This window comes from Actinomadura sp. 21ATH, assembly GCF_041951345.1.
GTDB lineage: Bacteria > Actinomycetota > Actinomycetes > Streptosporangiales > Streptosporangiaceae > Spirillospora.
The window spans coordinates 781,700-805,950 of sequence record NZ_JBGNUR010000001.1 but is presented as its reverse complement, the minus strand read 5'-3'; the positions used below and the strand labels follow the sequence as shown (position 1 = coordinate 805,950).

The window sequence follows — 24,251 nt, the reverse complement described above, 5'->3', positions numbered from 1 at the left end:
CCCGCCCCCGAATTTAAACTGACCGGTCAGTTCAAATGTACCTCATGGGGCGGGCCGTCCTGATACGGCCCTGAGGGGCGAGGGCGGGGACGCGGTGTGAGAGCGTTCCCGCATGCCTTCCTCGACGCGCCCCGCGTACGCGCTGGCCGGCCTCATGGCGGCCGCCGGAGTCACCCACTTCGTCGCCCCGAAGCCGTACGACTCGATCATTCCCGAGCGGCTGCCGGGCACACCGCGCACCTGGACGTACGCGAGCGGCGCCGCCGAGCTGGCGTGCGCCGCCGCGATCGCCGTGCCGAGGACGCGCCGCGCGGGCGCGCTAGCGACCGCCGCGCTGCTCGTCGGCGTCTTCCCGGCCAACGTGCAGATGGCCTACGACTGGCGGCGCCGGCCGCTGCCGCAACGCGCGGTCGCGTACGGCCGGCTGCCGCTCCAGGCCCCGCTCGTCGCGTGGGCCCTGAAGGTCGCCCGCGTCAGCGGACGGTGATGATCGCCGAACCGTGGCCGAACAGGCCCTGGTTCACCGCGATGCCCACCCGGGCGCCGTCCACCTGGCGGCCCTCCGCCTGACCGCGCAGCTGCCAGGTCAGCTCGCAGATCTGCGCGATCGCCTGGGCCGGGATCGCCTCGCCGAACGAGGCCAGCCCGCCGGACGGGTTGACCGGGATCCGCCCGCCGAGCGCGGTGGCGCCGGAGCGCAGCAGCTCCTCGGCGCCGCCCTGCCCGCACAGGCCGATGTCCTCGTACCAGTCGAGTTCGAGGGCCGTGGAGAGGTCGTACACCTCGGCCACCGACAGGTCCGCGGGGCCGAGGCCCGCCTCCTCGTACGCGGCGTCCGCGAGCGCCGAGCGGAACGGCCGCTCCGGCGCCGGCACCGCCATCGCCGAGTCGGTCGCGAAGTCCGGCAGGTCCACCACGGTCTTGGGGAACGTGGGCGTGACCGTCGACAGGCCGGAGATCCGCACCGGGTCCTTGATGCCCTTCCTGCGGGCGTACTCCGCCGAGCACAGCACCAGCGCGGCGCCGCCGTCGCTGGTCGCGCAGATGTCCAGCAGCCGCAGCGGGTCGGCGACCACGGCGGACTCGCGCACGTCCTCCAGGGTCACCTCCTTGCGGTAGCGGGCGTTCGGGTTGGCCAGGCCGTGCCGGGCGTTCTTGACCTTGACGGCGGCGAAGTCGTCGAGGGTCGCGCCGTACATGGCCATCCGGCGCCGCGCGTACAGCGCGAAGTAGATCGGATTCGTGGCGCCGAGCAGCCGGAACCGCAGCCAGTCCGGGTCGTCGGGGCGGTCGCCGCCGACCGGCTTGAAGAAGCCCTTGGGCGCCGCGTCCGCACCGACGACCAGCGCGACGTCGCACAGCCCGGCGAGGATCCGCGCCCGCGCGTTGTCGATCGCCTGCGCGCCCGACGCGCACGCCGCGTAGCTGCTGGAGATCCGCGCCCCGGACCAGCCGAGCGCCTGCGCGAACGTCGCGCCCGAGATGAAGCCCGGGTAGCCGTTGCGGATCGTGTCGGCGCCCGCGACGTAGCCGACGTCCGTCCAGCTCACGCCCGCGTCGGCGAGCGCGGCGCGGGCGGCGGCCAGCCCGTACTCGACGAAGTTGCGCCCCCACTTGCCCCAGGGGTGCATCCCGGCGCCGATGACCGCGACATCGGTGCTCATTGCCTCGCCTCCGCTCGGCGGCTCGCAGCCGCTTCGCGCGGCGGCTTCCCTCGTCGCTCCGGTCGCAGGCTCCCTGCGCTCCTCAGTCCAGCCGCCACGCGGCCGCTCGCGCTCACTTGACGGGCCTCCACATCCATACGGTGTACTCGGCCTCGTCGTCCTCGTACAGGGTGCCCTCGGTCAGCTCGACCTCCATGCCGACCTCCAGGGCGCCGGTGCCGACGCCGGGGGCGACCTGGCCGAGCACGACCATCTTCTCGGCCTCCAGTTCGACGGCCGCGACCGCGTACGGCACGAACGGGTCGGGCGAGACGTACGGCGGCGGCGGCTTGTAGCGGGAGTCGGCGTACGACCAGATCCGGCCGCGGTTGGAGAACGCGTACTCCTCCAGCTCCGACCCGTCCTTGGGGCCGCCGCACGCGGGGTTGCGGCAGGCCAGCTCGTTCCGGGGGAAGTACGGGGTGCCGCAGGACGCGCACCGCGTCCCCAGGAGCCGCACGTCGGTGCCGGTGCTGAACCAGCCCTCGACGGCGGGGCGGCGTTCCTTGGTGGTGCTCAACGCGCCTCCCTTGATCTAGGGGCCGCAGTTTATCAATCTAACGTCTGTTTGAATCAAGGCGGAGTCCCGCTGACAGGGCGATGGCCAGAAGCACGATCACGTAGACCCCCGTCCCCGGCGGCGCCGACCCAGTGCTAGCACCCAGGGTTGACTCGTGGCGTGTCGCGCCTCCGCCGCCGCGCGAAAAGGAGACACGCCACGAGTCAACCCGGGCCGGGGGCGGGTGAAGCCGGGCGGGGGGTGGGTGAAGCCGGGCCGGGGGCGGGGCGTCCTAACTGACGCGTCAGTCACTTCGGTACAGTGCAACCGAGCCGGATTCTAAGGAGAACGCATGCGGACTGGGCTTCAAGGACGGACCGCCCTGGTGACCGGGGCCTCCCGTGGCATCGGCAAGGCGATCGCCACCGCGTTCGCGGCGGAGGGCGCCAACGTCGTGCTCTCCTCGCGCAAGCAGGAGTCGCTCGACGCGGTCGCGGAGGAGATCCGCGCCGCCCACCCGGAGGCGGGCGTGCTCGCCAAGGCCGCGCACGTCGGCGACCCGGACGCCGCCGCGGCCTGCGTGGACGCGGCCGTGGCCGAGTTCGGCTCGGTGGACGTCCTGGTCAACAACGCCGGCACCAGCCCGCACTTCGGCCCGATGGTCGACATCACCCCGGCCGCGGCCGAGAAGACCGTCCAGGTCAACCAGTTCGCGGTGGTCCTGTGGACGCAGCTGGCCTGGAAGGCGTCCATGGCCGAGAACGGCGGCTCGATCATCAACATCGCCTCGGTCGGCGGCACCGTCACCGAGCACGGGATCGGCTACTACAACGCCACCAAGGCCGCGGTCATCCACCTGACCCGCCAGTTCGCGATGGAGCTGTCGCCCGGCGTCCGGGTGAACGGCATCGCCCCCGGCCTGGTCCGGACCGCCCTCGCCCGCGCGCTGTGGGAGGAGAACGAGGAGCGCATCAACAAGACCATGCCCCTCGGCCGCATCGGCGAGCCCGAGGACATCGCGGACGCCGCCGTGTTCCTGGCCGGGGACGCCGCGTCCTGGATGACCGGCCAGACGCTGATCGTCGACGGCGGCTCGACCATCCGACCCTCGATCGCCTAGGAGCACCGATGACCCGCTGGGGACTGACCGTTCCGCTGACCGGAGTGCCGCTCGCCGAGAGCCGCGAGATCATCGCCGGGCTGCCCGCGCTCGGCTACACCGACGCCTGGTCGGCCGAGACCAACGGCGCCGACGCGTTCACCCCGCTCGCCCTGGCCTCGCAGTGGGCGCCGGAGCTGCGGCTCGGACCGGCGATCGTGCCGGTCTACACCCGCGGCCCGGCGCTGCTCGCCTCGCAGGCCGCCACCCTCGCCGACCTGGCCCCGGGCCGGTTCGTGCTGGGCATCGGGACCTCCTCCGACACGATCGTCGAGCGCTGGAACGGCATCCCGTTCGAGGAGCCGTACAAGCGCGTCCGCGACACGCTCCGCTTCCTGCGCAAGGCACTGGCGGGGGAGAAGGTGAAGGAGGAGTACGACACCTTCACCGTCAAGGGCTTCAAGCTGGAGAAGGCCCCGGAGACGCCGCCGAAGATCGTGCTGGCGGCGCTGCGCGAGGGCATGCTGCGGCTCGCCGCCCGCGAGGCCGACGGCGCGATCACCAACTGGCTGGCGCCCAAGGACGTGCGGACCGTGCGCGGCGTGCTGGGGGACGAGCCGGAGCTGATCGCGCGGCTGTTCGTGTGCCCGACCGCCGACGCCGCGGAGGCCCGCGCGATCGGCCGCTGGATGATCGCCGCGTACATGACCGTGCCGGTCTACCGGGCGTTCCACGAGTGGCTGGGCCGCGGCGAGGCGCTGGCGCCGATGAACGAGGCGTGGGCCGCCGGCGACCGCAAGAAGGCGCTGGAGCTGATCCCGGACGAGGTCGTCGACGACCTGATCGTGCACGGCTCGCCGGCCGACTGCCGGGCCCGGATCCGCGAGTACGTGGACAACGGCCTCACCACGCCGGTGCTGGCGATCGTGCCGGGCGGCGGGCTGTCGGGCGCCGAGGCGGTACGGGAGCTGGCCCCCGCCGCCGACTCCTGACAAAAGAGAGACAAAAGGGACAAGAGTGACGGGCGAGCCCGGTGCGGTCAGCGCGCCGGGCTCGTTCCGTCGGCCCGAAAACCGGGTGATCCACGTTTACCGGCCAAGATCTCGGAAACGGTGGTCCGAACAGGTTCGCCCGCCCGTGCGTACCCGTACATGATCGGGCGAACGCTCGAGAGCTACGACCGAGACGCGAAGGAGCCGACAGTGCTCACCCTGACCAGCGGCGCCGTCCAGGTGATCCGTACCGTGACGGCCAACCCCGAGATGCCGCCGGAGACCGGCATCCGCATCGAGTCCGGGATCGACGGCTCGGACGCGCTCCGGCTGTCGGTGGCCCCGGCCCCCGAGGCCGGCGACCAGGTCGTCGAGGAGGAGGGCGCCCGGGTCTACCTGGAGCCGACCGTCGCCGAACTCCTCGACGACAAGACCCTCGACGCCCAGGTCGACCCGCAGGGCGACGTGGCGTTCAGCATCGCCGAGGACGCGGGCGGCCCGGGCGCCGGTCCCGGTCCCGCGGCGGTCTGACCCGCACGTCCCGTACCTTCCGGACGTTCCGCGCTCGCGTTCCTGCCCATTCCCCGTTCGGCCAGGAGCGCCAGGCGGCGGCGGCCGGGGTCCCGCCCGTTCCGCGGGCGGGGCCCCGGCCTTGCCCGTTTTTGGAAGACTGGGAGCCGTGACGACCGACCCCGACCCCGGTCCCGGCTCCGGCGATGCCGGGCCGTCGCGGGAGGAGCTGGATCGGCAGGTGCGCGACCACTACGGGCCCGGATGGCGCGACCAGCCGCGCGGCCTGGCCTGCGCGGTGGTCGCCGCCTTCCTCGTGCTGACCGCGGTGGCGTTCGGGTTCGCCATCGCGGCCATGGTCGTGGCCGCCGCCCGCTGACCGGCGACGGCCGGAGCGGCCTCAGTCCTTGAACGTCGGATGCGGGCCCAGCGCCCAGTACTCGTACAGCCCGTGCCCGGTTCCGTGCTCGGTCGGCGCGGCGCCGTCCAGGTACTCGTAGCGGGCCACGGCGTCGACCATGCCCCACATCCGGGCCGCGTCCTCCTCCTTGCGGGTGTCGTACGAGACGCCCTGCACCTTCGTCTCGGGTCCCTGGTACATGCCGTGCTTCCAGTCGGGCTCCAGCCCGTACCCGGTGCCGACCATCATGTGGACCGGCAGGATCGGCGTCGCCCGCACCGCGAACGGCCGGCCGCCCGGCGGGCTGAACTCGATCGTCGCCGTCGAGACCTCGCGCGTGCCGTCCAGGTAGACCGGATGGTACTCGGGGCGGCCGAGGTACTCGGGCTCGCGCGACTCGTCCGCCCAGACCCGCACGGCCTCCTCCAGCAGCCGCCGGCCCTTCTCGTCCTCCTGGAGGATGCACAGGATCGAGTGGTCCTCGAACTGCATCGGCGTGTAGAGCCAGTAGAACGTTCCGGCGTTCTTGACCTGGATGCCGGGCGGCTCCGGCTCGCCGACCGGCCGGATGCCCCACGAGCGGTCCCGCGAGCCCCACAAGCGGTCGGGGGTGATCTCGATCCGCTCGCCGTCCACCGTGATCGAGCCGGTCCACCGGCCGGTCTGCGCCAGCCGCCGCGAGTCGAACACCACCCGCTCCTGCCAGCGCAGGTAGTGCGGCGGCTCCAGCGTCGCCGGGATCGCGCCCTCCCAGACGAGGTCGAACGCGAGCCCGTGCTCGTTCTCCTCCAGGACCACCCGGAGCCGCTTCAGGCCCTCCAGCACCTCCACCCGGAACGGTCCCACCCGCGTGTCCATCCGGTCGTTCCCCAGCTCCCGCGACGCGCGGACGACCTTGTGCGCCGGGCCGCGCCGCAGCACCGCGAAGCCGTCCATCACGCCGAGGTTCGGGTACTGCCCGATCCCGATGATCAGCATCAGCTCGTCGGAGCGGCCGTGGAGGTTGAAGTAGTACCGGTCGTAGAAGTTGCGGTCGGAGGTGGTGACGTGCCGCATGACCTCCGGCGCCTGGTGGATGGGGTAGTCGTCGAGCGGCGAGAGCGTCACGTGCGGTCCCCTTCGAGGATCGTGGCGAGCAGGCGGCTGGCGTTGTTGTCGTACGGGAACGCGTTGTCGGGCTCGATCCAGCCGAAGTCGATCATCGCCTGCCCGATCCGGGCCATGATCACCGAGAACTTGAAGCCGGACAGGATCTCGTAGTACTCCAGGTTCCGCACCGGCCGGCCGAGCATGGCCTCGTACCGCTCGACGGTCTCGCCGTACGGCGGGAAGCCGTCCAGCCGCTCCGCGCCGACGCCCTCGGAGTGGTGCCGGTCCAGGAACATGAACCAGGCGAGGTCCTCCTCGGGGGCGCCCAGCACGGCGTTCTCCCAGTCGAGCACGGCCGCGGGCACACCCTCCCGGAAGATGACGTTGCCGATGCGCGCGTCGCCCCAGAGGAGGCGCGGCGGCCCGGGCTCCTCCGGCCGGTTCTCCTTCAGCCACGCGAGCGCCTTCAGCGCCGTCTCCTGCGGGCCGTCGTACGCCCAGTGCAGGTAGTGCTCGTAGTAGGCGAGCCGCTGCTCCAGCCCCGGCGCGCCCCACTTGGGCTGGTCCAGGAAGCCGAGCCCGAGCTCCTCGGGATCGAGCCGGTGGACACGGGCGAGGATCTCCAGCGTCGACCACCACATCGCCGCCCGCTCCGCCGGCGGGACCTCGGTGACCCAGCCGTCCATGTGGTACGGCGGCATGTCGGTCGGCACCCGCCCCTCGACCCGGCCCATCACGAAGAACGGGGCGCCGAGCGGCTCGGGGGACGGCTCGTACCAGCGGATCGGCGGCACGGGGATGTCGGTGCGCTCGTCGAGGATCCGCATCAGGCGGTACTGCTCCTCGAAGCGCGGCTCGGGGAAGACCTGGTAGCGGCTCGGGGCGACCCGCGCCACGCACGGTTCCCTGTGCTCGGTGAGTTCGTGCTCGTGGGGGCCGTCCTTCCCGGGGCCCGTCCAGGCCACGTCGAACAGCAGGGTCTCGCTGGAGAAGCCGCTCGTGGTCGGCGTCTCCAGCATGGGGATGCGGGCGCCGGGAAGGCGCCCTTCCAGCCAGCCGGTCAGGCTGCGCAGGGTGAGGTCCGGATCGCGCTGGTCGGGAACGGGCATGGATGCCGCCTCCTCGCGTCGCCGGGATGGGGTGGACGGCCGCGCGCGTCGGCCGGAAACCCGGGACTCAAAAGTGAAACGTGTTCTATCAACGTGCCGGGCGGCGGTCAATGGCCGTTCCCGGTGACCGGTCCGCGGGGCGGCGTGAAAAGATCGGCGCATGCGTCTTACCAAGCTCGGACACGCCTGCGTACGGCTCCAGAAGGACGACCGCACCCTGGTCATCGACCCCGGGGCGTTCACCCCCGAGGGGGACGCCCTCGACGGCGCCGACGCGGTCCTGATCACGCATGAGCACTTCGACCACTTCGACCCGGACCGGCTCCGCAAGGCGATGGCGGAGAACCCGGCGCTGGAGGTGTGGACGTCCCGCGTCGTCGCCGAGAACCTCGCCGACCTCGGCGGCCGCGTCCACCAGGTCGGGCACGAGGACGCGGTCACCGTCGCCGGCTTCGACGTGCACGTCTACGGCGAGGACCACGAGATCCTGCACCCCGACGTCCCGCCGATCCCGAACACCGGCTTCCTCGTCGACGGCGAGGTGTTCCACCCGGGGGACGCGCTGACCGTCCCGAGCGAGCCCGTCCGGACGCTGTGCCTGCCCGGCAACGCGCCCTGGCTGAAGGTCCCGGAGCTGTTCCTCTACACCCGCGAGGTGCGGCCCGAGCGCGCGTTCGTCATCCACGACGGGCTCCTGAACGACAACGGCCTCGGCGTCATGGAGACCGCCGTGACCAACGCGGGCAAGCAGCTCGGCAAGGAGTTCCGCCGCCTCAAGCCGGGCGAGTCGGTCGAGCTGTGACGGCCGGGACGGGCACCGCTCCGCACGACGGCCCGCCGATCCGCGCGGTCTTCTTCGACATCGGCGAGACCCTCGTCAACGAGGGCGAGATCTACGGCCGGTGGGCCGACTGGCTCGGCGTGCCGCGGCACACGTTCCTCACCAAGCTGGGCGCGATCCTCGCCACCGGCGGCACCCACATGGACCTGCTGGAGTACTTCCGCCCCGGCTTCGACCTGGAGGCCGAGCAGAAGAAGCGGGCCGAGGCGGGCGTGCCGAACGGGTTCGGGGCGGCCGACCTCTACCCGGACGCGGCGTCCTGCCTGGCGCGGCTGCGCGCCCAGGGCCTGTACGTCGGCGTCGCCGGCAACCAGCCGGTGGAGGCCGGCGAGCAGTTCGCGGCGCTGGGCCTGGAGACCGACGTGGTCGGGATCTCCGACGTGTGGGGCGTCCAGAAGCCCGCGCAGGAGTTCTTCGCCCGCTGCGCCGACCTGGCGGGCGTGCCGGCGGGGGAGATCCTGTACGTGGGGGACCGCGTCGACAACGACGTGCGGCCCGCGCTCGCGTTCGGGATGCGGGCGGCGTTCCTGCGCCGTGGCCCGTGGGGGTTCATCCTCGACGACCCGGCGGCGCTGGCGGAGTGCACGTTCGTCCTGGACGACCTGGAGAGCCTCCCCGATCTCGTCGCCGCGCGTAACCCCTAGGGGTCTTCCCGTAACCCGCGAGTAGGGCGCCAAGACCGCCCGCGAGGGGGATTCGCGGCGGGGCCCCGGTCCCTAGCGTGGAAGACGTGTTCGCAGGTCGCGAATACGCATCCTTCACAAGGAATCGGGGAGAAGCACACCATGAACGGTCTTCACCGCCCGCGCCAGGGACGCATGATCGCGGGTGTCTGCGCCGGGCTCGGCCGCCGCTTCGGCATGTCGGCCACGACCGTGCGGCTGCTGGCGCTGCTGTCCTGCCTCCTGCCCGGGCCGCAGTTCGTGGCCTACCTGGTCCTCTGGATCATGCTCCCGGACGAGGACCGGCACGCCGCCCGCTCCTACTGATCACCACGGGCCGATCACCACGGGCCGACCACCACGGGCCGACCACCACGGGCCGATCCTCCCGATCTTCCCCTCCCGGACCCTTGGACCCGCCCCTCCCACGGTGTTAGATCGTGGCACGGCGTTTCCGAGCGGCCCGGGAAGGGAGCGGCAGTGCCGGACGAGGGCGCGGTTCCCGGCCCCGGCGCGGACGCCGCCGCGGTGCGGCGGCTCCTGGCCGGGCTCGCCGGGCTGGCCCGGGCCCGGCACGCGCCCGCCCGCGACGTGTCGGCGCACGACCCGGTGCACTGGCTGGCCGAACTGCCCGGCGAGGTCTACGTCGAGACCGACGCCGGGCCGGGCGAGGTCCTCTTCAGCGTCCCGGTGATCCCGCTGTCGCCGCCCGCGGTGCTGGAGGAGTTCGACGGCTGGCTCGGCATGCGGCACTGGTACCGGGCCCTGCGCGACACCGCCGACCGCGCCGCCGCGCAGGGCGCCGAGCTGGTGCTGGCCACCGGCCTGCTCGCGTGGCGGCCGCCCGAGGGCCCCGCCGTCCGCGACCACCTGCTGTCCACGCCGGTGCGGATCGCGGTGGACGAGCGCTCCGGGCGGCTGGACGTGATCCTCGCCGGGCGCACCGCCCCGCGCGACCGCGAGGTCCTCGCGGGCATGCCCGGCTTCGGGGACGCCCGTACCGGCTGGGTCCGGGACGCCATCGAGGCCGGGCAGGGGTTCGGCCTGCACGCCTCGGTGTCGGACGTGCTGCGCAAATGGTGCTCGGCCGCGTTCGGCGAGCGCAGCGAGGCGGTCACCTACCGGGAGGACTGGGTCCCCGTCCAGGCGCCGATGCCCGCCGTGCCGCAGCTGCGGCTCGCCCCCGCGCTGGTCGCGCGGGCGCCCGGCCGGGACGCCGTCGCCGCCCACTGCGACCGGCTGCGCGCCCTCCTGGACGAGGAGCCGGTGCCGACGGGCCTGGCCGCGCTCGCCGACCCGCGCGAGCGGCCGCCCGTCCTGCACGTCGAGGAGCCGGGCACGGGAGCGGTCGCCGAGCTGGTCGCCGGGATGCTCGCGCGCGGCCGCCGCGTCCTCGTCGCGACCGCCGACGGCGCGTCCGCCGCGGAGCTGCACGCCGCGCTGCCCGAGGGGATCGCGGGGCTGTGCGCGGCCGTCACCGGCACGGGCGGCGACGCGACCGCGCGGGCCGCCGCCGCGCTGCTCGAACGGGCCGGCGGCCACGACCCGGCCGCCCACCGGGAACGGATCGCCGCGCTGGAACGCGCGGAGGCCGCCGCCCGTACCGCCGCCGGCGAGGCCCGCGAGCTGCTGGCCGGGACGGAGGGCGCGGGCTTCCACGACCTCGGCGCCGGCTACCAGGGGTCGCGCGGCGAACTCGACCGGCGGCTGCGCGAGGAGGAGGCCGCGTACGGGTGGCTGCCGCCGCGCCCAGGGCTGGACGAGGCCGCCCCGATCAGCGGCGGCGAGGCCGCCGAGCTGGTCCGGCTGCTGGCCGACGAGACCCCGGAGCGGCGGGCGCGGGCGGCGCGGCGCGACGTCGACCCGGCCGCGCTGCCGAGCCCGCCGTACGTGCGGACGCTGATCGAGGCGGAGGCCGCGGCGGTCGCCCGCGCCGAGAGCGGCGAGACGGACCTGTCCCGGCGGCTGCGCCAGTGCGACGTGCGGCTCCTCGCCCGGCTCGACGCGTGCGCCGCCGCCGTGGACGCCGCGCTGCACGAGCTGGGCCTGGAGGGCCACCCGGGCGGCTGGGACCCGGCCGACCACGCCGTGCTCGCGTTCACCGACGCCCTGGCCCGGCGCCGCCCGGCGGTCTGGGAGCGCGTCGCCGAGATGGGCGCCCAGGCCCAGTGGGCCGACCGGGCGCTGCGCGCGCAGGCCGGCGAGCAGGTCCGGATGCCGCCCGGCGAGCACGATCTGCGGCTGCTGGCCGACGCCGTCCGGCAGCTGCGCCACTACCTGGACGAGGGCGGCTCCTGGAAGCGCGGCCCGCTGCGGTCCGCGACGCAGCGCCAGACCGAGCCGCTCCTGCACGGCATCACGGTCGGCGGCCGCCCGCCGACCGACGCGGAACGGCTCGGCGTCCTGTTCAGCCACCTCATGGTGCGGATCGCGTGCCAGGAGCTCCAGTACGTCTGGGAGGCGGCGGGCGTCTCGTTCCCCGCGGACCCGCCGCTGGAGGACCGGGTCGCCCGGTTCGTCCGCGCGCACGCGCGCCTCGCCCGCGTCCGGGAGGCGCTGCCGGCGATCGAGGAGACCGCCGAGCTGCTCGGCCGGTCCGGGCTGGGCCTCCAGCCGCGGCACCCGGTGCAGTGGCACGGGTACGCGGCGGCCCTGCGGAACGCCGTCCTCGGGCTCGCCGTCAACCGCGCCGCCGCCGACCTGGCCGCGCTGCGCGACTCGATCGGCGCCGGCGAGGACGGCGACGAGGACGATCCGCCCGAGCTGCACGACGCGCTCGCCGCGATCGACGCCCGGGACGCCGACGCGTACGCCCGCTGCCTGCGCGCCCTGGCGGAGGCGCGGCACGAGCGCGCCCTCCAGCTCAGATGCGAGCGGCTCCTCGGCCGCGTGCACGCCGCGCACCCCGAGCTGGCCGGGCTGCTGGCCGGCACCGCGGGCGACGAGGCGTGGACGGAGCGCGCCGGGCGCTGGGACGAGGCGTGGGCCTGGGCGCGGGCCGCGGCGACGCTGGCCGGGCTGCCGCGCTCGGACGCCGAGGAGCGGCTCCGCGCGGACGCCGAGCGGGCGGACGCGCGGCTGGAGGAGGCCGCCGCGCGGCTCGCGGCGGCGCGGGCCTGGGGCGCGGCGCTGGACCGGCTCGCGGTCACCGCCCCCGCCGACGCCGTGCCCGCGATGATCGTCCCGTGGGGGCGGCTCCCCGGCGCCGTCCCGCGGCGGCCGGACGCGTTCGACGTCGTGATCGTGGACGGCGACACCGGCGCGGAGTCGCTCCACGTGCTGTGGTCGGCGCCCCGCGCGATCCTCCTGGGCCCGCGCGGCGGGGGCCTCCCCGAACCGGACGGGCCGGTCCCCGCCGGCCTCGGCTTCGCTCCCACCGCGACGCTCTTCGGCGTCCTCCTGGACCCCGCCGAACCGGCCGATCCGGCCGAACCCGCGCCCGAACCCGCGCCCGAACCCGCGCCCGAACCCGCGCCCGAACCCGCGCCCGAACCCGCGCCCGAACCCGCGCCCGAACCCGCGCCCGAACCCGCGCCCGAACCCGCGCCCGAACCCGCGCCCGCCGCGGACCCGCCTCCGCCGCCCGCGCCGGAACCCCGTCCCGGACGGTCCATCGCCACCTACAAGCGCCCGGAGCTGATCGGGCTGGTCCGCCGCGCCGCCGAGGGCGACCCCGACCTCACCGACGACCAGCTCGTGGAGCTGGTGCGCCGGCTCCTCGACTGCCCGCCGGACGAGGAGCTGCTGGCGGGCGCCCGGATCCGCTATGCCGTGGAGGCGTACCGCGCCGAAGGCTGACGCTCACCCGGCGCCGTCCCCGTCCCCGTCCCCGCCCCCGTCTTCGACGTCGACGCCGAAGCCGGTGGCCAGGCCGCCGAGTCCGGACTCGTACCCCTGGCCGACGGCGCGCAGCCGCCACCCGCCGCCCCGCCGGTAGATCTCGGCGAGCAGCATCGTGCGCTCGGTCGTGCCGGCGTCCAGCGTCGCCTGCGCCAGCGCGCGGCCCTGCCGGCCCGGGCCCGCGGCGATCTCCACGGCGCCCAGCTCGCCGAACGTCGCGGCCCCGTCGACGGCCGCCGCGACCACCACCTTGCGGATCTCGCCCGGCAGCGCCGCGAGGTCGATCGTGACCGCCTGCTCGGCGGGCCCGTCCGCCGACAGCGTCACCGCGCCGCCCGCGCCCTCCGGCTGCCCGTAGAACACGAAGTCCTCGTCGCAGGTCACCTGCTCGTCCGCGTCGAGGGCGAACGCGACGACGTCCACCTCGCACGCCGCGTGCTGCGCCCACGACGCCGCGACCGTCCACCGCCCCGCCTCGGCACCGACGGGCAGGTCGGCGACCGCGCCGCGGACCAGCACGAACGGGTCCGCCGGGCGCTCGGGGGCCGGCCGCGGCACGGGAGCGCCGAGCCAGCCGCCGTCGTACACGGGCAGCTCCAGCGCCTTCACCCGCGCCATCCGCCGGTCGTCCTCGCCGCCCGCGAGCACCACCACGTCCGTCACGCTCGCCGAGAGGTTCACCGCGGCGGCGCCGCCCAGCTCCACCACCCGGGTACGGGCGCCGGACGCCTCCGGATGCGTGCCGCCGACGACGAGCACGCGCCGTCCCGCCAGCGGCCCCTTCCCGGCACGCGGCGCGGGAACGGACACGGGCGCCGGAGCCGGAGGCGGTGCCGTGGCGGGTGCCGGGCTCCCGGCCGGGTCGTGCGGGACGCCCTCGCGGACGCCGTCCAGCAGGCGCAGGAACGCCTCCTCGTCCAGGACCGGCACGCCCTCGGCCAGGGCCCGGCGCGCCTTCGCCGTCCCCGATGCCGGGTCGTTCGCCACCAGGACGCCGGTGTGGCGGCTGACCGACGCCATCACGTTCAGGCCCGCCGTCGCGGCGCGCGCCGCCAGCTCCTCGCGCGGGACCCTGGTCTCGCCCGTGATGGCGACCTTCATGCCCTGCACCAGCGGCCCCCCGTCCACCAGCCGGCCCGGGCTCCGGTACGCGCAGCGGACCTTGGGCGTGCGGGGCCGGTACGCGCCGTTCTGCTTGGGCGGGCAGGCGACGAGCGGCAGCGGCAGCCCGATCCGGGCGGCGGCGTCCAGCGAGCCGCGCAGCACCCCGGCGAGCGCCCGCGCGTCCTCCAGCGCCTCGTGCGCGCGCCCGTGGCGGACGCCGTAGTGGGCGGCGAGCGTGCCCAGCCGCAGGTCCGCGGTCGGCGGCGCCAGCCGCCGGTTGAGCGCGAGCGTGCACATCCGCCGCCGGACCGGCAGCGGCAGCCCGGCCCGCGCGAACTCGCGCGCCAGGAACCCGTAGTCGAACGGCGCGTTGTGCGCCACCATCACCCGCCCGCTCAGCAGCTCCGCGACCCGCGCGCCGACCTGCTCGAACGCGGGCGCGCCGCGCAGCCGGTCGCGGGTGAGCCCGTGGACGTGCACCGGGCCGGGATCGCAGCCGGGATCGAGCAGCGTCGAGAACTCCCCGGTGGGGGTGCCGCCGGAGTCGACGGTCACGACGGCGAGCGAGAGGACGCGGTGCTCGTGCGCGCGCAGACCGGAGGTCTCGACGTCGACGAGCGCCCATTCCGAAGAGTCACCGGGCGGTCGCATGGCCGCAGGTTAGAGCGCGCTGACCTGAGCGAACGCCGGATGACCGGAAAGTGCCCACAAGTGGACACGGGGCACGGCATCATCGCCTCATGCAGGCAGAAGAACTCGTCGGGGTATGGCGCGCGGTGATCCTCGGCGAGGGGAAGTCGTGGGTCGCGTTCGAGCACGGCACGTGCGTGATCCTCATGGCCCCGGAGGACGATCTGGCCGCGCAGGCGGTCGGCATCCTGCGCGAGTACGGGCCGGTCGCGGCGGGGACGCCGGCCGCCGACTTCGGCACCATCGAGCTGGACGACGCGCCCGGCTGGGTCGTGTACGGGCACCACGACGACGTGCTCACCTACGTGGCCCCGGGCGAGGTCGAGGATCCGGACGAGCTGCGGGTCGGCCTGCTCGGCCGGTCCAAGCGCGACCTGGACGGGCGCGAGCTCACGGTCGTCCACGTGGAGGACCGGCGCCCGCCGGTCTGACGGTTCCGTTCCCGGCTGTCACCCGCGTTCTGTATATACGACATGTGGCCGAATGGGACGAGGACGCGCTGGCACTGCTGCGCGCCGCCGCGTACCGGCGGGATCCGGAGGCCGGGCTGCCGCTGCTGGCGGACCGGCCGCTCGGGCCGGTGCTCCAGCACGCCGGCGACGTCCTGGTCGCGGCCCTGGAGGACGGGGACGCGCGGCCCGGCACCGTGCGGCTCGCGCGCAAGTGCGTCGAGGAGCTGGCCGGGCGCGGCCTGGACGGCGACGCGGAGCTGGCGGCCGAGCTGACCGGCGCGCTGGAGGGCGCGCCGTCCGGGCTGGCGGACGTGCCGGTGGAGCTGGGCATGCTCGGGCTGCTGATGGAGGCCGACCCGGCCGAGGGCGCGCAGGTCGTCGACCTGCGCACCGGCGACATCGGGCCCGACATCGCGGTGGGCGACGAGCCGCGCCGCTGGCTGATGTTCTGGCCGCAGGGGCCCGCCGACTCCCCGGAGGAGGAGCGGCGCGGCCGCGCCCGGCAGTGGCTCGCCGCGCACGGCCTCCGCTCGCGGCCCCGCTTCCTGTAGGAGCGCCGCCCGGAGCAGGGGCTCAGGAGCCGGGGCGGACCAGCGGGAACGGCACCGTCTCGCGGATGCTGCGGCCGGTGAGCGTGATCAGCAGCCGGTCGATGCCCATGCCCATCCCGCCGGCCGGCGGCATCGCGTACTCCAGCGCGCGCAGGAAGTCCTCGTCCAGCTCCATCGCCTCCGGGTCGCCGCCCGCCGCCTGGAGCGACTGCTCGGTGAGCCGTTGCCTCTGCAGGATCGGGTCGATGAGCTCGGAGTACGCGGTGCCCAGCTCCAGGCCGAAGACGATGAGGTCCCACTTCTCCGCCAGCCGCGGGTCCTTGCGGTGCGGGCGGGTGAGCGGCGACGTCTCGGCCGGGTAGTCGCGCACGAACGTCGGCGCCTTCAGCCCCTCCTCCACGAGCGCCTCGAACAGCTCCTGGACGAGCCGCCCCTGCCCCCACGCCGGGTCGGCGTTCAGCCCGGCCCGCTCGGCGGCGGCCCGTACCGTCCCGATCGGGCTGTCGGGGGTGAGCTCCTCGCCGAGGGCCTCCGACACCGACCCGTACACGGTGATCTCCCGCCACGGCTCGGCCAGGTCGTACTCGGTGCCGTCCCGGACGACCACCGTGGTGCCGAGCGCGGCGCGGGCGGCGGCGATCACCAGATCGCGGGTGAGCACGGCCATCGTGTCGTAGTTGCCGTACGGCTCGTACGCCTCCAGCATCGTGAACTCGGGGTTGTGCTTGTGCGACACGCCCTCGTTCCGGAAGTTGCGGTTCAGCTCGAAGACCTTGCCGACCCCGCCGACCAGCAGCCGCTTCAGGTACAGCTCCGGCGCGATCCGCAGGTAGAGCTGCATGTTGTACGCGTTCATCCGGGTCGTGAACGGGCGGGCGGTCGCGCCGCCGTGGATCGGCTGGAGCATCGGCGTCTCGACCTCCAGGTAGCGCCGCTCGCGCAGCACGTCCCGGACGGCCGCCACCGCGTCGCCGCGCATCCGCAGCATCCGGCGGGCCTCGTCGTTGACGATGTAGTCGACGTACCGCTGCCGGACCCGCGCCTCCGGGTCGGCGAGGCCGGTGCTCTTGTTCGGCAGCGGGTGCAGGCACTTCGCGGTCAGCTTCCAGGATCCCGCCAGAACGGACAGCTCGCCCGTACGGGAGGTCACCACCTCACCGGTGACGCCGACCTGGTCGCCGAGGTCGATCAGCGCCTTCCAGGACCGCAGCGAGTCCATGCCGAGCGCGTCGGCCGTCAGCATGACCTGGAGGTCGCCGGTCTCGTCGCGCAGCGTCACGAAGATGAGCCGGCCGTGCTCGCGGGCGAGCACGACCCGCCCGGCGATCGCGACGTCCGCGCCGGTGCGCGCGTCCGGCGCCAGGCCGGGGAAGCGCGCGCGGATCCCGGCCGCGTCGTCGGTGCGGTCGAAGCCCAGCGGGTACGGCTCCATCCCGGCCGCGCGGATCTGGTCGAGCTTGGCGTGCCGGACCCGCTCCTGCTCCGACAGCCGCCGCTGCGGCGCGCGGGCCGCCTCCGCCGCCTCCTCGATCTCCTGGATCTTGGCGGCCAGGGCGGGCGAGGGCTGCGTCCGCGCGGCGCGGTCCAGCCGCGGCCGGCTGAGGCTCGGCAGGAACCCCTCCGCCTTGGCGTAGGCGAGGCCGAGCCGGATGATGTCGCGGCTCTGCTGGTAGCAGATGAAGCGCGGCCGCCAGACGGGGTTGTACTTGGCGTTCGCCAGGTAGAGGGACTCCAGCTGCCAGAAGCGGGAGGCGAACGACAGGAAGTGGTAGTACAGCCGCGCGACCGGCCCGGCGCCGATCTGCGAGCCGCGCTCGAACGCCGCGCGCAGCATCGCGAAGTTCAGCGAGAGCTGCTGCGCGCCGACCGTCGCGGCCTTCTCGGCGAGCTTGGCGACCATGAACTCGTTCAGCCCGTTCTCGGCCCCGCGGTCGCGCCGCATCAGGTCCAGCGACAGGCCCGTCCGGCCCCACGGCACGAAGCTGAGCAGCCCGCGCAGCTCGCCGCCGGCGTCGAACGCCTCCACCATCACGCAGCGGCCGTCCGTCGGGTCGCCGAGCCGGCCGAGCGCCATCGAGAAGCCGCGCTCGGTCTCCTCGCCGCGCCAGGCGTCGGCGCTGCGGATCAGCTTGGCCATCTCCCAGCCGGCGATCTGCGCGTGCCGCCGGATCCGGACCGTGTAGCCGGCCCGCTCCACCCGCCGTACCGCCTGCCTGACCTGGCGCATCTCGCGGCCGTCGAGGTTGAAGTCGGTCAGGTCCAGGATCGCCTCGTCGCCCAGCTCGAACGCGTCGAAGCCGTGCCGCCGGTAGATGTGCGCGGCGCGCTCGCCGACGCTGACCGCGCCCGGGATCCAGGCGTGCGCGTGGCACTCGCCGAGCCAGGCGGCGATCGCCTGGTCCCACGACTCGGGGTCGCCCAGCGGGTCGCCGCTGGCCAGCGACACCGAGCCCTCCACCCGGTAGGCGATGGCGGCCTTGCCGTTCGGGGCGACGATGACGTCCTTGTCGCGGCGCAGCGCGAAGTAGCCGAGCGAGTCCTGGTCGCCGTACTCGGCCAGCAGGGTGCGGGCCGCGAGCTCCTCGTCGGCGTCCAGGATCGCGTCCCGGCGGCCGGGCCGGAACAGCGCCCAGAACGTGACGATCAGCAGCCCGGTGCCGAGCACGCCGATGATGACGTCGACCCAGCCGGGCACCAGCACGTCCAGCGGCTCGCCGGTGACGCCCGCGCCCAGCACCGTCTGCAGCGCCACGTACCAGGGGTCGCTCCAGAACCCGCCGGCCGGGTCCTGGTCGGTGAGCGCGACCAGGAGCGTGCCGACGCACCCGCTGACGAGCACCAGGCCGGTGAACACGATCGCCGCGACGCGCCGGTTGGCGCGGTCGGGAAGCGTGGTGAACTCGCCGCGTGCCGCGATGATGAGACCCAGCACCGCCAGGAACACGGCGGTGGTGATGCACTCGCCGATCGGCGTGGGCTCGTCCGGGTCCAGGATGAGCGCGATCAGCAGCAGCGTGGAGGTGGTCGAATACAGCCCGAAGAGGAGGACGAGGATCCGCCAGGCGGCCTTCTTGCGGCGCCGCACGCCCATCGACAGCAGGATGAGCAGGAACCCGAACGGGACGCTCGCGGTGAACCCGAGGTAGTAGATCCAGCGCAGCGCCCAGATGTCGGCGACCTCCAGGATGAGGTCGGAGGACAGCCAGGCCAGGATGGACAGGATGCCGGACAGCCGGGTGTACCAGAAGAAGATCGTCGGTACCGACTGGATAAGCCCTCGCGTGTTCATGGCCGCGCGGCCGCTCGCGGTGCCGGCGGGCGGGCCGCTCGGGGCGGGCGTCTTACCGGCGGTGCCAGATGTCGTCACGTTCGTCCACACTTCTGTCGCTCACTCGCAGCCCGCGCCGCGAACCTGCGCGACACGTCGGGCGTCCTACGGGTAGGGGACGCCGTCACAGGGGGGACAATGTCACACGGGGCAGACCCCCGGCGCGAGGCTTCCACCTCGCGCGCATCATCTTCCCCACGAAGGCCGTCCAAGGTTGTCAGCAAAAGTCGATATGGTCGCGGATATGCCTAATGAGACCTCCGGTGAGCGGTTGCTCGCCCACCGTTACCGACTGGTCACCCAGGTCGGCCGCGGCGGTATGGGTACGGTCTGGCAGGCTCACGATGAGGTCCTCGGTCGTGACGTTGCGGTGAAAGAGGTCATCCTGCCGCATGGTCTCACCGATGAGGAACGCTCGGTCCACCACAAGCGCACGTTCCGCGAGGCGCGCACGGCGGCGCGCCTCGGCCACCCCGGCGTCGTCACCGTGTACGACGTCGTGGAGGAGGACGGGCGCCCGTGGATCATCATGGAACTCATCCACGCCCGGTCCCTGGATCAGGTGATCAAGCAGGAGGGGCCGCTGGAGGTCCGGCGCGCCGCCGAGATCGGCCGCCAGATGCTGGCCGCGCTGCACGCCGCGCACGACGCCGGCGTCCTGCACCGCGACGTCAAGCCCAGCAACGTGCTGATCACCCGGGGCGACCGCGCCGTCCTCACCGACTTCGGCATCGCCACCGCCGCCGGCGACGCCACGCTCACCCAGACGGGCCTGGTCATGGGCTCGCCCGCCTACATCGCTCCCGAACGCGCCCGCGGCCGCACCGCCGGGCCCGCCTCCGACCTGTGGTCGCTCGGCGTCACGCTGTACTCGATGACGCACGGCAAGTCCCCCTTCGAGCGGCCCGAGCCGATGGCGGCGCTGGTCGCCGTCATCTCCGAGGACCCCGACCCGCCCGAGCACGCCGGCAAGCTCGCCCCGGTCATCCGCGGGCTGCTGCGCAAGGACCCCGACCAGCGGATGGACGCCATCGAGGCCGGGATCCTGCTCGACGACATCGTCCGCCAGGAGACCTTCGACACCCAGCGGACGATGGCCGTCCAGTACCCGATGGACGAGCCGCTTCCCGAGCAGCGGGAGGAGGCGCCGCCGCCCGCCGGGGACCCGGCCGAGGCCGAGCAGACCGCGCGGGACGGCTACGCGGAGCAGACCTACACCGAGCAGGCGTACGCGGACGAGCCGTACGCCGAGTCCTACGCCGAGCCCGCGCCGCCCGCCGCCGACGACGGCGAGGCCGGGAACGGGCGGACGAAGGTCGTGCCCGCCGCGGGGGAGGACGACCCCTCGCGTACGGCCAAGGAGCCCGCGAGCGCCATGGCGTGGCGCCCCGGCCCGCCCACCGAGCCCGCGAGCCGGCCGCCCGCGCCGCCCGGCGCCGGATCCGGGCGGTCCACGCTGGCCGACAACCGCAACGTGCTCGTCGTCGCGGCGGTCGTCGTGGTGCTTCTCGTCGCCGTGGTCGGGTTCGCCCTGACCAACGGCGGCGACGAGAAGGAGGGCGGCACGCGCGGCGCCAGCTCCTCGCCGGAGGCGAAGCGGCCGCCCGCCACGTCGGCGACCCCGACGCGGTCGCCGAGCGGCACGCCGAGCCCGACGGTCCCGGCGGACTTCCGCGTCCACAAGGACTCCTCCGGGTTCTCCATCGCGATCCCCAAGGACTGGAAGGGGCCGCTGAAGCGCGGCTCCTCGCCCAGCAGCGTGTTCTTCGAGCCGCCGAGCGGTCCCGGGTACATCCAGGTCGACCAGACCGACGACCCCAACGACAGCGCGCTGGAGGACTGGGAGAACTACGAGCCCCAGGCCCGCGGCCGGTTCGGCGGCTACAAGCTGCTCGGCATCAGGCCGGTCGCGCAGGGCGAGCCGGTCAGCGACCCCGACGGCGACGACGCCGCCGACTGGGAGTGGACCTACGACGGGAGCGGCCAGCGGCTCCACGCGCTGAACCGGGGCTTCGTCATGAACGACACCGGCTACGCCATCGTGCTCGTCGCCCCCGACAAGGACTGGGACGAGACGTTCGCCCGGATGGACCCGGTCTACCGGTTCTTCAAGCCGCGTGACTGACGCCCAACCAGATAAGGTCGCCATACATGTCGGACGGGGACGAATCGGCGCATGAGCGCCTGCTTGCTGGCCGCTACCGCCTCCTGTCGGTCGTCGGGCGCGGCGGGATGGGGACCGTCTGGCGGGCCCGGGACGAGATGCTCGGCCGCGAGGTCGCGGTCAAGGAGGTCCTGCTCCGCCACGAGCTGAGCGACGAGGAGCGCGCCGACCGGCACCGGCGCACGCTGCGCGAGGCGCGCGCGTCCGCGCGGCTGAACCATCCGGGCGTGGTGACCGTACACGATGTCGTGGACGAGGACGACCGGCCGTGGATCGTCATGGAGCTGGTCCGCGCCCGGTCCGTCCAGGAGGTCTTGGACCAGGACGGGCCGCTGCCGCCCGGCCGGGTGGCGGGGATCGGCCGGCAGGTCGTCGGGGCGCTGCGCGCCGCGCACGCGATCGGCATCCTGCACCGCGACGTGAAGCCGGCGAACGTGCTGCTCACCGACGACGACCGCGCGATCCTCACCGACTTCGGCATCGCCCAGGTCGAGGGCGACGCGACGCTCACCCAGACCGGGCTGCTGATGGGGTCGCCCGCGTACATGGCGCCCGAGCGGCTGAAGGGCGAGCGCGCGATGCCGGCGTCCGACCTGTGGGCGCTGGGGGCCACGCTGTACGCGGCGTGCGAGGGCAAGCCGCCGCACCACCGGTCCGAGGCGATGGCCGTGCTGGCGGCGGTGATGACGCTGGATCCGCCGCCGCCGCGGAACGCGGGGCCGCTCGGTCCCGTCCTGTACGGGCTGCTGCGGCGCGACCCGGTGGAGCGGCTCCGCGCCGAGCAGGCCGAGGAGATGCTGGCCGCGGTCATGGCGGGCAGCCCCGTGCCGTCCCCGGCGGGCACGGCGGGCACAGCGGGCATGGCGGGCACAGCGGGCATGGCGGGCACAGCGGGCACAGCGGGCATGGCGGGTGCGGCCGGCCTGGCGATGGGCCCGGCTCCGGCTCCGGTTTCGGTGCCGGCTCCGACGCTCTCGCCGGAGATGGCGGCGACGGGACGGACGACCGGCGTGCCCGTCCCGGACCTGCCCACCCACGACATCGCGCGCCCGTACGACGGCCGCACGGCCGCCGGGACGCCGCCGAAGAAGCGCTCGCCCGCGATCATGCTGCTGGCGGCGGCGGCCACCGCGGCCGTGATCACGGTGATCGCCGGGCTGGTGGTCTTCTCGCAGAGGGGCGACGGCCAGGAGGCCCCGTACGACGCGGCCAAGGTGAGCCCGGGACAGCGGACGCCGGGCCAGGGCGGCACCGGCGGGCAGGCCACACGGAACACGGCGGGCGCGTCGCCCGCCGCGACCCCGCTGCCACCGGGGTTCACCCGCGTGCGCGTCCACGGGTACTCGATCGGGGTGCCCGCCCACTGGACCCGCAAGGAGCAGGGCAACAGCACGCTGTGGCTGGATCCGGACTCCGACGCCTACGTCCAGGTCGACCGGACGTTCTGGACGGGCGACCCGTACGCCCACTGGGTGCAGTGGGACCGGGAGGTGCGGAGCAAGGGCTCGCTCGCCGGGTACCGGCGCGTCGACCTGCGCAGGACCACGGTCGGGCAGCGGCCCGCGGCCGACATCGAGTTCACCTGGAGCACGTTCCGGGCCGTCGACCGCGGGGTGATCGCGGGCGGCCGCCCGTTCGCGGTGCTGGTCGCGGTTCCGGCGGGCCAGTGGAATCAATACCAGCGGACCGTGAACAATGTCCTCGACACGTTCCAGCCGTGAACGTGGTCTAGGCAGCGCCGCGCGACACGGGGGACCATTGAGATATGGCTGAGGGGCATCTGCTCGCCAACCGGTACCGGCTGGACGCCGTGGTCGGCCGTGGCGGCATGGGCACGGTCTGGCGCGCCTATGACGTGATGCTCGACCGCGAGGTCGCGGTCAAGGAGGTCGTGCTGCCGCCCGGCCTGGGCCCGGACGAGCACGAGCTGACCTACAAGCGCACCTTCCGCGAGGCCCGCGCCTCCGCCCGCCTCAACCACCCGGGGGTCGTCACCGTCCACGACGTCGTGGAGGAGGCCGACCGGCCGTGGATCGTGATGGAGCTGGTCCGCGCCCGCTCGCTCCAGGACGTGCTGGAGGAGGGGCTGCTGGAGCACCGCCGGGTCGCCGAGATCGGCCTGCAGATGCTGGGCGCCCTCCGGCACGCGCACGAGAAGGGCATCCTGCACCGCGACGTCAAGCCCAGCAACGTGCTGATCACCGACGCCGGCCGGGTGGTCCTCACCGACTTCGGCATCGCCCAGGTCGAGGGCGACGCCACCCTCACCCAGACCGGCCTGGTCATGGGGTCGCCCGCGTACATCCCGCCGGAGCGCGCCCAGGGCGAGCGGGCGGTGCCGGCGTCCGACCTGTGGGCGCTCGGGGCGACGATGTACGCCGCGCTGGAGGGCCGGTCGCCGTACGAGCGGTCCGACGCGATGTCCTCGCTCCAGGCCGCGCTGATCGAGCCCGTGCCGCCGCCGCGCAACGCCGGGCCGCTGCGCGCGGTCCTGGACGGGCTGCTCGCCCGCGAGCCGGCCCGCCGGATGACGGCCGCGCAGGCCGAGCCGCTGCTCGACCGGGTGGCGACGATGCCCCGGCCGGTCGTGCCGCCGCCCCCGCCCCCGCCCCCGCGTACGGACGAGACGCTGCTGGACGAGCCCCTGCGCCGCTACGAGCAGACGGTCGTGGACGAGCCCGCCGACACCATCCTCGACTCGGCCGAGTTCGAGGAAATCACCCGGCAGGATCCGGGGACCGGCTCGGCGTCGCACGCCCCGCCGGGTCCGCCGGGGCCGCCCAACCCGCCGCCACCGCCGCCCCGGCCGCCCGCCTCGCAGCCCTCGCGCCCTTCCCAGTACGGGCGGCAGGACGAGCCGCGCACGCTGCTGGAGACCGAGTGGGCGCCGCCGCCCGCGCAGGGCGGCCAGGTGCCGGGGATGCGGGCCCCGCGGACGCCGCCGCCGTGGGAGCAGCCCGCGCAGTCGCAGCAGTGGCAGCGGCCGCCCGCGACGGCGCTGAGCCGGCGCGAGAAGGAGCGCCGCCGGACCATCGTGATCGTCACCATCGCGGTGATCCTGGTGGTCGCCGCGGTGCTGGGCGGGGCGCTGATCATCCGATCGAAGATCAACGGCGGTACCGGCGCCGCCGGCGAGGTGCGGGTCGAGGCCGCCCGCGGCGGCTGAGACGGCGCCCCGCCGGCCCGGCCCCCGGCGGGCAGGGCGCCCGCGGCGGCGG

19 protein-coding genes and 1 pseudogene are annotated in these 24,251 nt (G+C 74.4%); 14 read left to right on the top strand and 6 right to left on the bottom strand.

The window, feature by feature from the left end; genetic code table 11:
• Positions 1-112: 112 nt before the first annotated feature.
• Complete coding sequence (locus ACA361_RS03955) at positions 113-487, top strand: MauE/DoxX family redox-associated membrane protein (protein WP_375010393.1); 375 nt, start codon at positions 113-115, stop codon at positions 485-487.
• Here the strand turns inward: ACA361_RS03955 and ACA361_RS03950 are convergent.
• Both ACA361_RS03950 and ACA361_RS03945 read right to left on the bottom strand, forming a co-directional pair.
• Positions 474-1,706, bottom strand: a pseudogene (locus ACA361_RS03950) (lipid-transfer protein); the annotation flags it as partial. The gene ACA361_RS03955 and the pseudogene ACA361_RS03950 sit on opposite strands and share 14 nt — an antisense overlap.
• Before the next feature lie 70 nt (positions 1,707-1,776).
• A complete protein-coding gene (locus ACA361_RS03945; RefSeq protein ID WP_375010392.1) occupies positions 1,777-2,223 on the bottom strand; it encodes a Zn-ribbon domain-containing OB-fold protein in 447 nt (148 codons plus the stop codon).
• A 331-nt stretch (positions 2,224-2,554) separates the two neighbouring features.
• On the opposite strand from ACA361_RS03945, the gene ACA361_RS03940 reads away from it, so the two are divergent.
• The 4 genes from ACA361_RS03940 (at position 2,555) to ACA361_RS03925 (ending at position 5,182) form a co-directional block, all read left to right on the top strand.
• The gene (locus ACA361_RS03940) at positions 2,555-3,322 is read left to right on the top strand and encodes an SDR family oxidoreductase (protein ID WP_375010391.1); all 768 of its coding nucleotides are present in this window, start codon (positions 2,555-2,557) and stop codon (positions 3,320-3,322) included.
• An 8-nt stretch (positions 3,323-3,330) separates the two neighbouring features.
• Positions 3,331-4,293, top strand: coding sequence for an LLM class F420-dependent oxidoreductase (locus ACA361_RS03935; protein WP_375010390.1), 963 nt, complete (start codon positions 3,331-3,333; stop codon positions 4,291-4,293).
• 210 nt (positions 4,294-4,503) lie between these two features.
• Positions 4,504-4,824 (top strand): Fe-S cluster assembly protein HesB, encoded by a 321-nt coding sequence (locus ACA361_RS03930; RefSeq protein ID WP_375010389.1) that lies wholly within the window; start codon positions 4,504-4,506, stop codon positions 4,822-4,824.
• Positions 4,825-4,972: 148 nt separating this feature from the next.
• Positions 4,973-5,182 carry a hypothetical protein gene (locus tag ACA361_RS03925; RefSeq protein ID WP_375010388.1) on the top strand — a complete coding sequence of 70 codons (210 nt, stop codon included), beginning with the start codon at positions 4,973-4,975 and terminating at the stop codon, positions 5,180-5,182.
• Between the two features lie 21 nt (positions 5,183-5,203).
• Here ACA361_RS03925 and ACA361_RS03920 read toward each other — a convergent pair whose 3' ends face one another.
• Both ACA361_RS03920 and ACA361_RS03915 read right to left on the bottom strand, forming a co-directional pair.
• Complete coding sequence (locus tag ACA361_RS03920) at positions 5,204-6,310, bottom strand: hypothetical protein (protein WP_375010387.1); 1,107 nt, start codon at positions 6,308-6,310, stop codon at positions 5,204-5,206.
• Positions 6,307-7,401 (bottom strand): phosphotransferase family protein, encoded by a 1,095-nt coding sequence (locus ACA361_RS03915; RefSeq protein WP_375010386.1) that lies wholly within the window; start codon positions 7,399-7,401, stop codon positions 6,307-6,309. The genes ACA361_RS03920 and ACA361_RS03915 overlap by 4 nt, the downstream gene beginning before the upstream one ends.
• A gap of 160 nt (positions 7,402-7,561) precedes the next feature.
• Here ACA361_RS03915 and ACA361_RS03910 point away from each other — a divergent pair, with 160 nt between their 5' ends.
• The 4 genes from ACA361_RS03910 (at position 7,562) to ACA361_RS03895 (ending at position 12,702) form a co-directional block, all read left to right on the top strand.
• A complete protein-coding gene (locus ACA361_RS03910; RefSeq protein WP_375010385.1) occupies positions 7,562-8,203 on the top strand; it encodes an MBL fold metallo-hydrolase in 642 nt (213 codons plus the stop codon).
• Entirely contained in the window at positions 8,200-8,886 is a 687-nt protein-coding gene (locus ACA361_RS03905) for an HAD family hydrolase (protein ID WP_375010384.1), read from the top strand. The genes ACA361_RS03910 and ACA361_RS03905 overlap by 4 nt, the downstream gene beginning before the upstream one ends.
• 141 nt (positions 8,887-9,027) lie before the next feature.
• The gene (locus ACA361_RS03900) at positions 9,028-9,231 is read left to right on the top strand and encodes a PspC domain-containing protein (protein WP_375010383.1); all 204 of its coding nucleotides are present in this window, start codon (positions 9,028-9,030) and stop codon (positions 9,229-9,231) included.
• A 153-nt stretch (positions 9,232-9,384) separates the two neighbouring features.
• Positions 9,385-12,702, top strand: a complete 3,318-nt coding sequence (locus ACA361_RS03895; protein ID WP_375010382.1) for a hypothetical protein — start codon at positions 9,385-9,387, stop codon at positions 12,700-12,702.
• Between the two features lie 3 nt (positions 12,703-12,705).
• On the opposite strand, the gene ACA361_RS03890 is transcribed toward ACA361_RS03895, so the two are convergent.
• Complete coding sequence (locus ACA361_RS03890) at positions 12,706-14,499, bottom strand: TerD family protein (protein WP_375010381.1); 1,794 nt, start codon at positions 14,497-14,499, stop codon at positions 12,706-12,708.
• An 89-nt stretch (positions 14,500-14,588) separates the two neighbouring features.
• Here ACA361_RS03890 and ACA361_RS03885 point away from each other — a divergent pair, with 89 nt between their 5' ends.
• Both ACA361_RS03885 and ACA361_RS03880 read left to right on the top strand, forming a co-directional pair.
• On the top strand, positions 14,589-14,969 hold the full coding sequence (locus tag ACA361_RS03885) for a hypothetical protein (protein ID WP_375010380.1): 381 nt from the start codon (positions 14,589-14,591) through the stop codon (positions 14,967-14,969).
• 44 nt (positions 14,970-15,013) lie between these two features.
• Positions 15,014-15,541 carry a hypothetical protein gene (locus ACA361_RS03880; protein ID WP_375010379.1) on the top strand — a complete coding sequence of 176 codons (528 nt, stop codon included), beginning with the start codon at positions 15,014-15,016 and terminating at the stop codon, positions 15,539-15,541.
• A gap of 22 nt (positions 15,542-15,563) precedes the next feature.
• Here the strand turns inward: ACA361_RS03880 and lysX are convergent, their stop codons facing one another.
• The gene (lysX, locus tag ACA361_RS03875) at positions 15,564-18,830 is read right to left on the bottom strand and encodes a bifunctional lysylphosphatidylglycerol synthetase/lysine--tRNA ligase LysX (protein ID WP_375010890.1); all 3,267 of its coding nucleotides are present in this window, start codon (positions 18,828-18,830) and stop codon (positions 15,564-15,566) included.
• A gap of 358 nt (positions 18,831-19,188) precedes the next feature.
• Here lysX and ACA361_RS03870 point away from each other — a divergent pair, with 358 nt between their 5' ends.
• The 3 genes from ACA361_RS03870 to ACA361_RS03860 are packed head-to-tail and all read left to right on the top strand — an operon-like array spanning position 19,189 to position 24,199.
• The gene (locus ACA361_RS03870) at positions 19,189-20,994 is read left to right on the top strand and encodes a protein kinase (protein WP_375010889.1); all 1,806 of its coding nucleotides are present in this window, start codon (positions 19,189-19,191) and stop codon (positions 20,992-20,994) included.
• Positions 20,995-21,020: 26 nt separating this feature from the next.
• Entirely contained in the window at positions 21,021-22,754 is a 1,734-nt protein-coding gene (locus ACA361_RS03865) for a serine/threonine-protein kinase (protein WP_375010378.1), read from the top strand.
• 44 nt (positions 22,755-22,798) lie between these two features.
• The gene (locus ACA361_RS03860; RefSeq protein WP_375010377.1) at positions 22,799-24,199 is read left to right on the top strand and encodes a serine/threonine-protein kinase; all 1,401 of its coding nucleotides are present in this window, start codon (positions 22,799-22,801) and stop codon (positions 24,197-24,199) included.
• Positions 24,200-24,251 lie beyond the last annotated feature (52 nt).

Bases quoted from the DNA above. Each gene is read 5' to 3' on its own strand.
- ACA361_RS03860 (WP_375010377.1), top strand. From the start codon at position 22,799: ATGGCTGAGGGGCATCTGCTCGCCAACCGGTACCGGCTGGACGCCGTG.
- ACA361_RS03890 (WP_375010381.1), bottom strand. From the start codon at position 14,499: ATGCGACCGCCCGGTGACTCTTCGGAATGGGCGCTCGTCGACGTCGAG.
- ACA361_RS03915 (WP_375010386.1), bottom strand. From the start codon at position 7,401: ATGCCCGTTCCCGACCAGCGCGATCCGGACCTCACCCTGCGCAGCCTG.
- ACA361_RS03940 (WP_375010391.1), top strand. From the start codon at position 2,555: ATGCGGACTGGGCTTCAAGGACGGACCGCCCTGGTGACCGGGGCCTCC.
- ACA361_RS03935 (WP_375010390.1), top strand. From the start codon at position 3,331: ATGACCCGCTGGGGACTGACCGTTCCGCTGACCGGAGTGCCGCTCGCC.
- ACA361_RS03900 (WP_375010383.1), top strand. From the start codon at position 9,028: ATGAACGGTCTTCACCGCCCGCGCCAGGGACGCATGATCGCGGGTGTC.
- ACA361_RS03955 (WP_375010393.1), top strand. From the start codon at position 113: ATGCCTTCCTCGACGCGCCCCGCGTACGCGCTGGCCGGCCTCATGGCG.
- lysX (WP_375010890.1), bottom strand. From the start codon at position 18,830: ATGAACACGCGAGGGCTTATCCAGTCGGTACCGACGATCTTCTTCTGG.
- ACA361_RS03910 (WP_375010385.1), top strand. From the start codon at position 7,562: ATGCGTCTTACCAAGCTCGGACACGCCTGCGTACGGCTCCAGAAGGAC.
- ACA361_RS03865 (WP_375010378.1), top strand. From the start codon at position 21,021: ATGTCGGACGGGGACGAATCGGCGCATGAGCGCCTGCTTGCTGGCCGC.
- ACA361_RS03885 (WP_375010380.1), top strand. From the start codon at position 14,589: ATGCAGGCAGAAGAACTCGTCGGGGTATGGCGCGCGGTGATCCTCGGC.
- ACA361_RS03870 (WP_375010889.1), top strand. From the start codon at position 19,189: ATGGGTACGGTCTGGCAGGCTCACGATGAGGTCCTCGGTCGTGACGTT.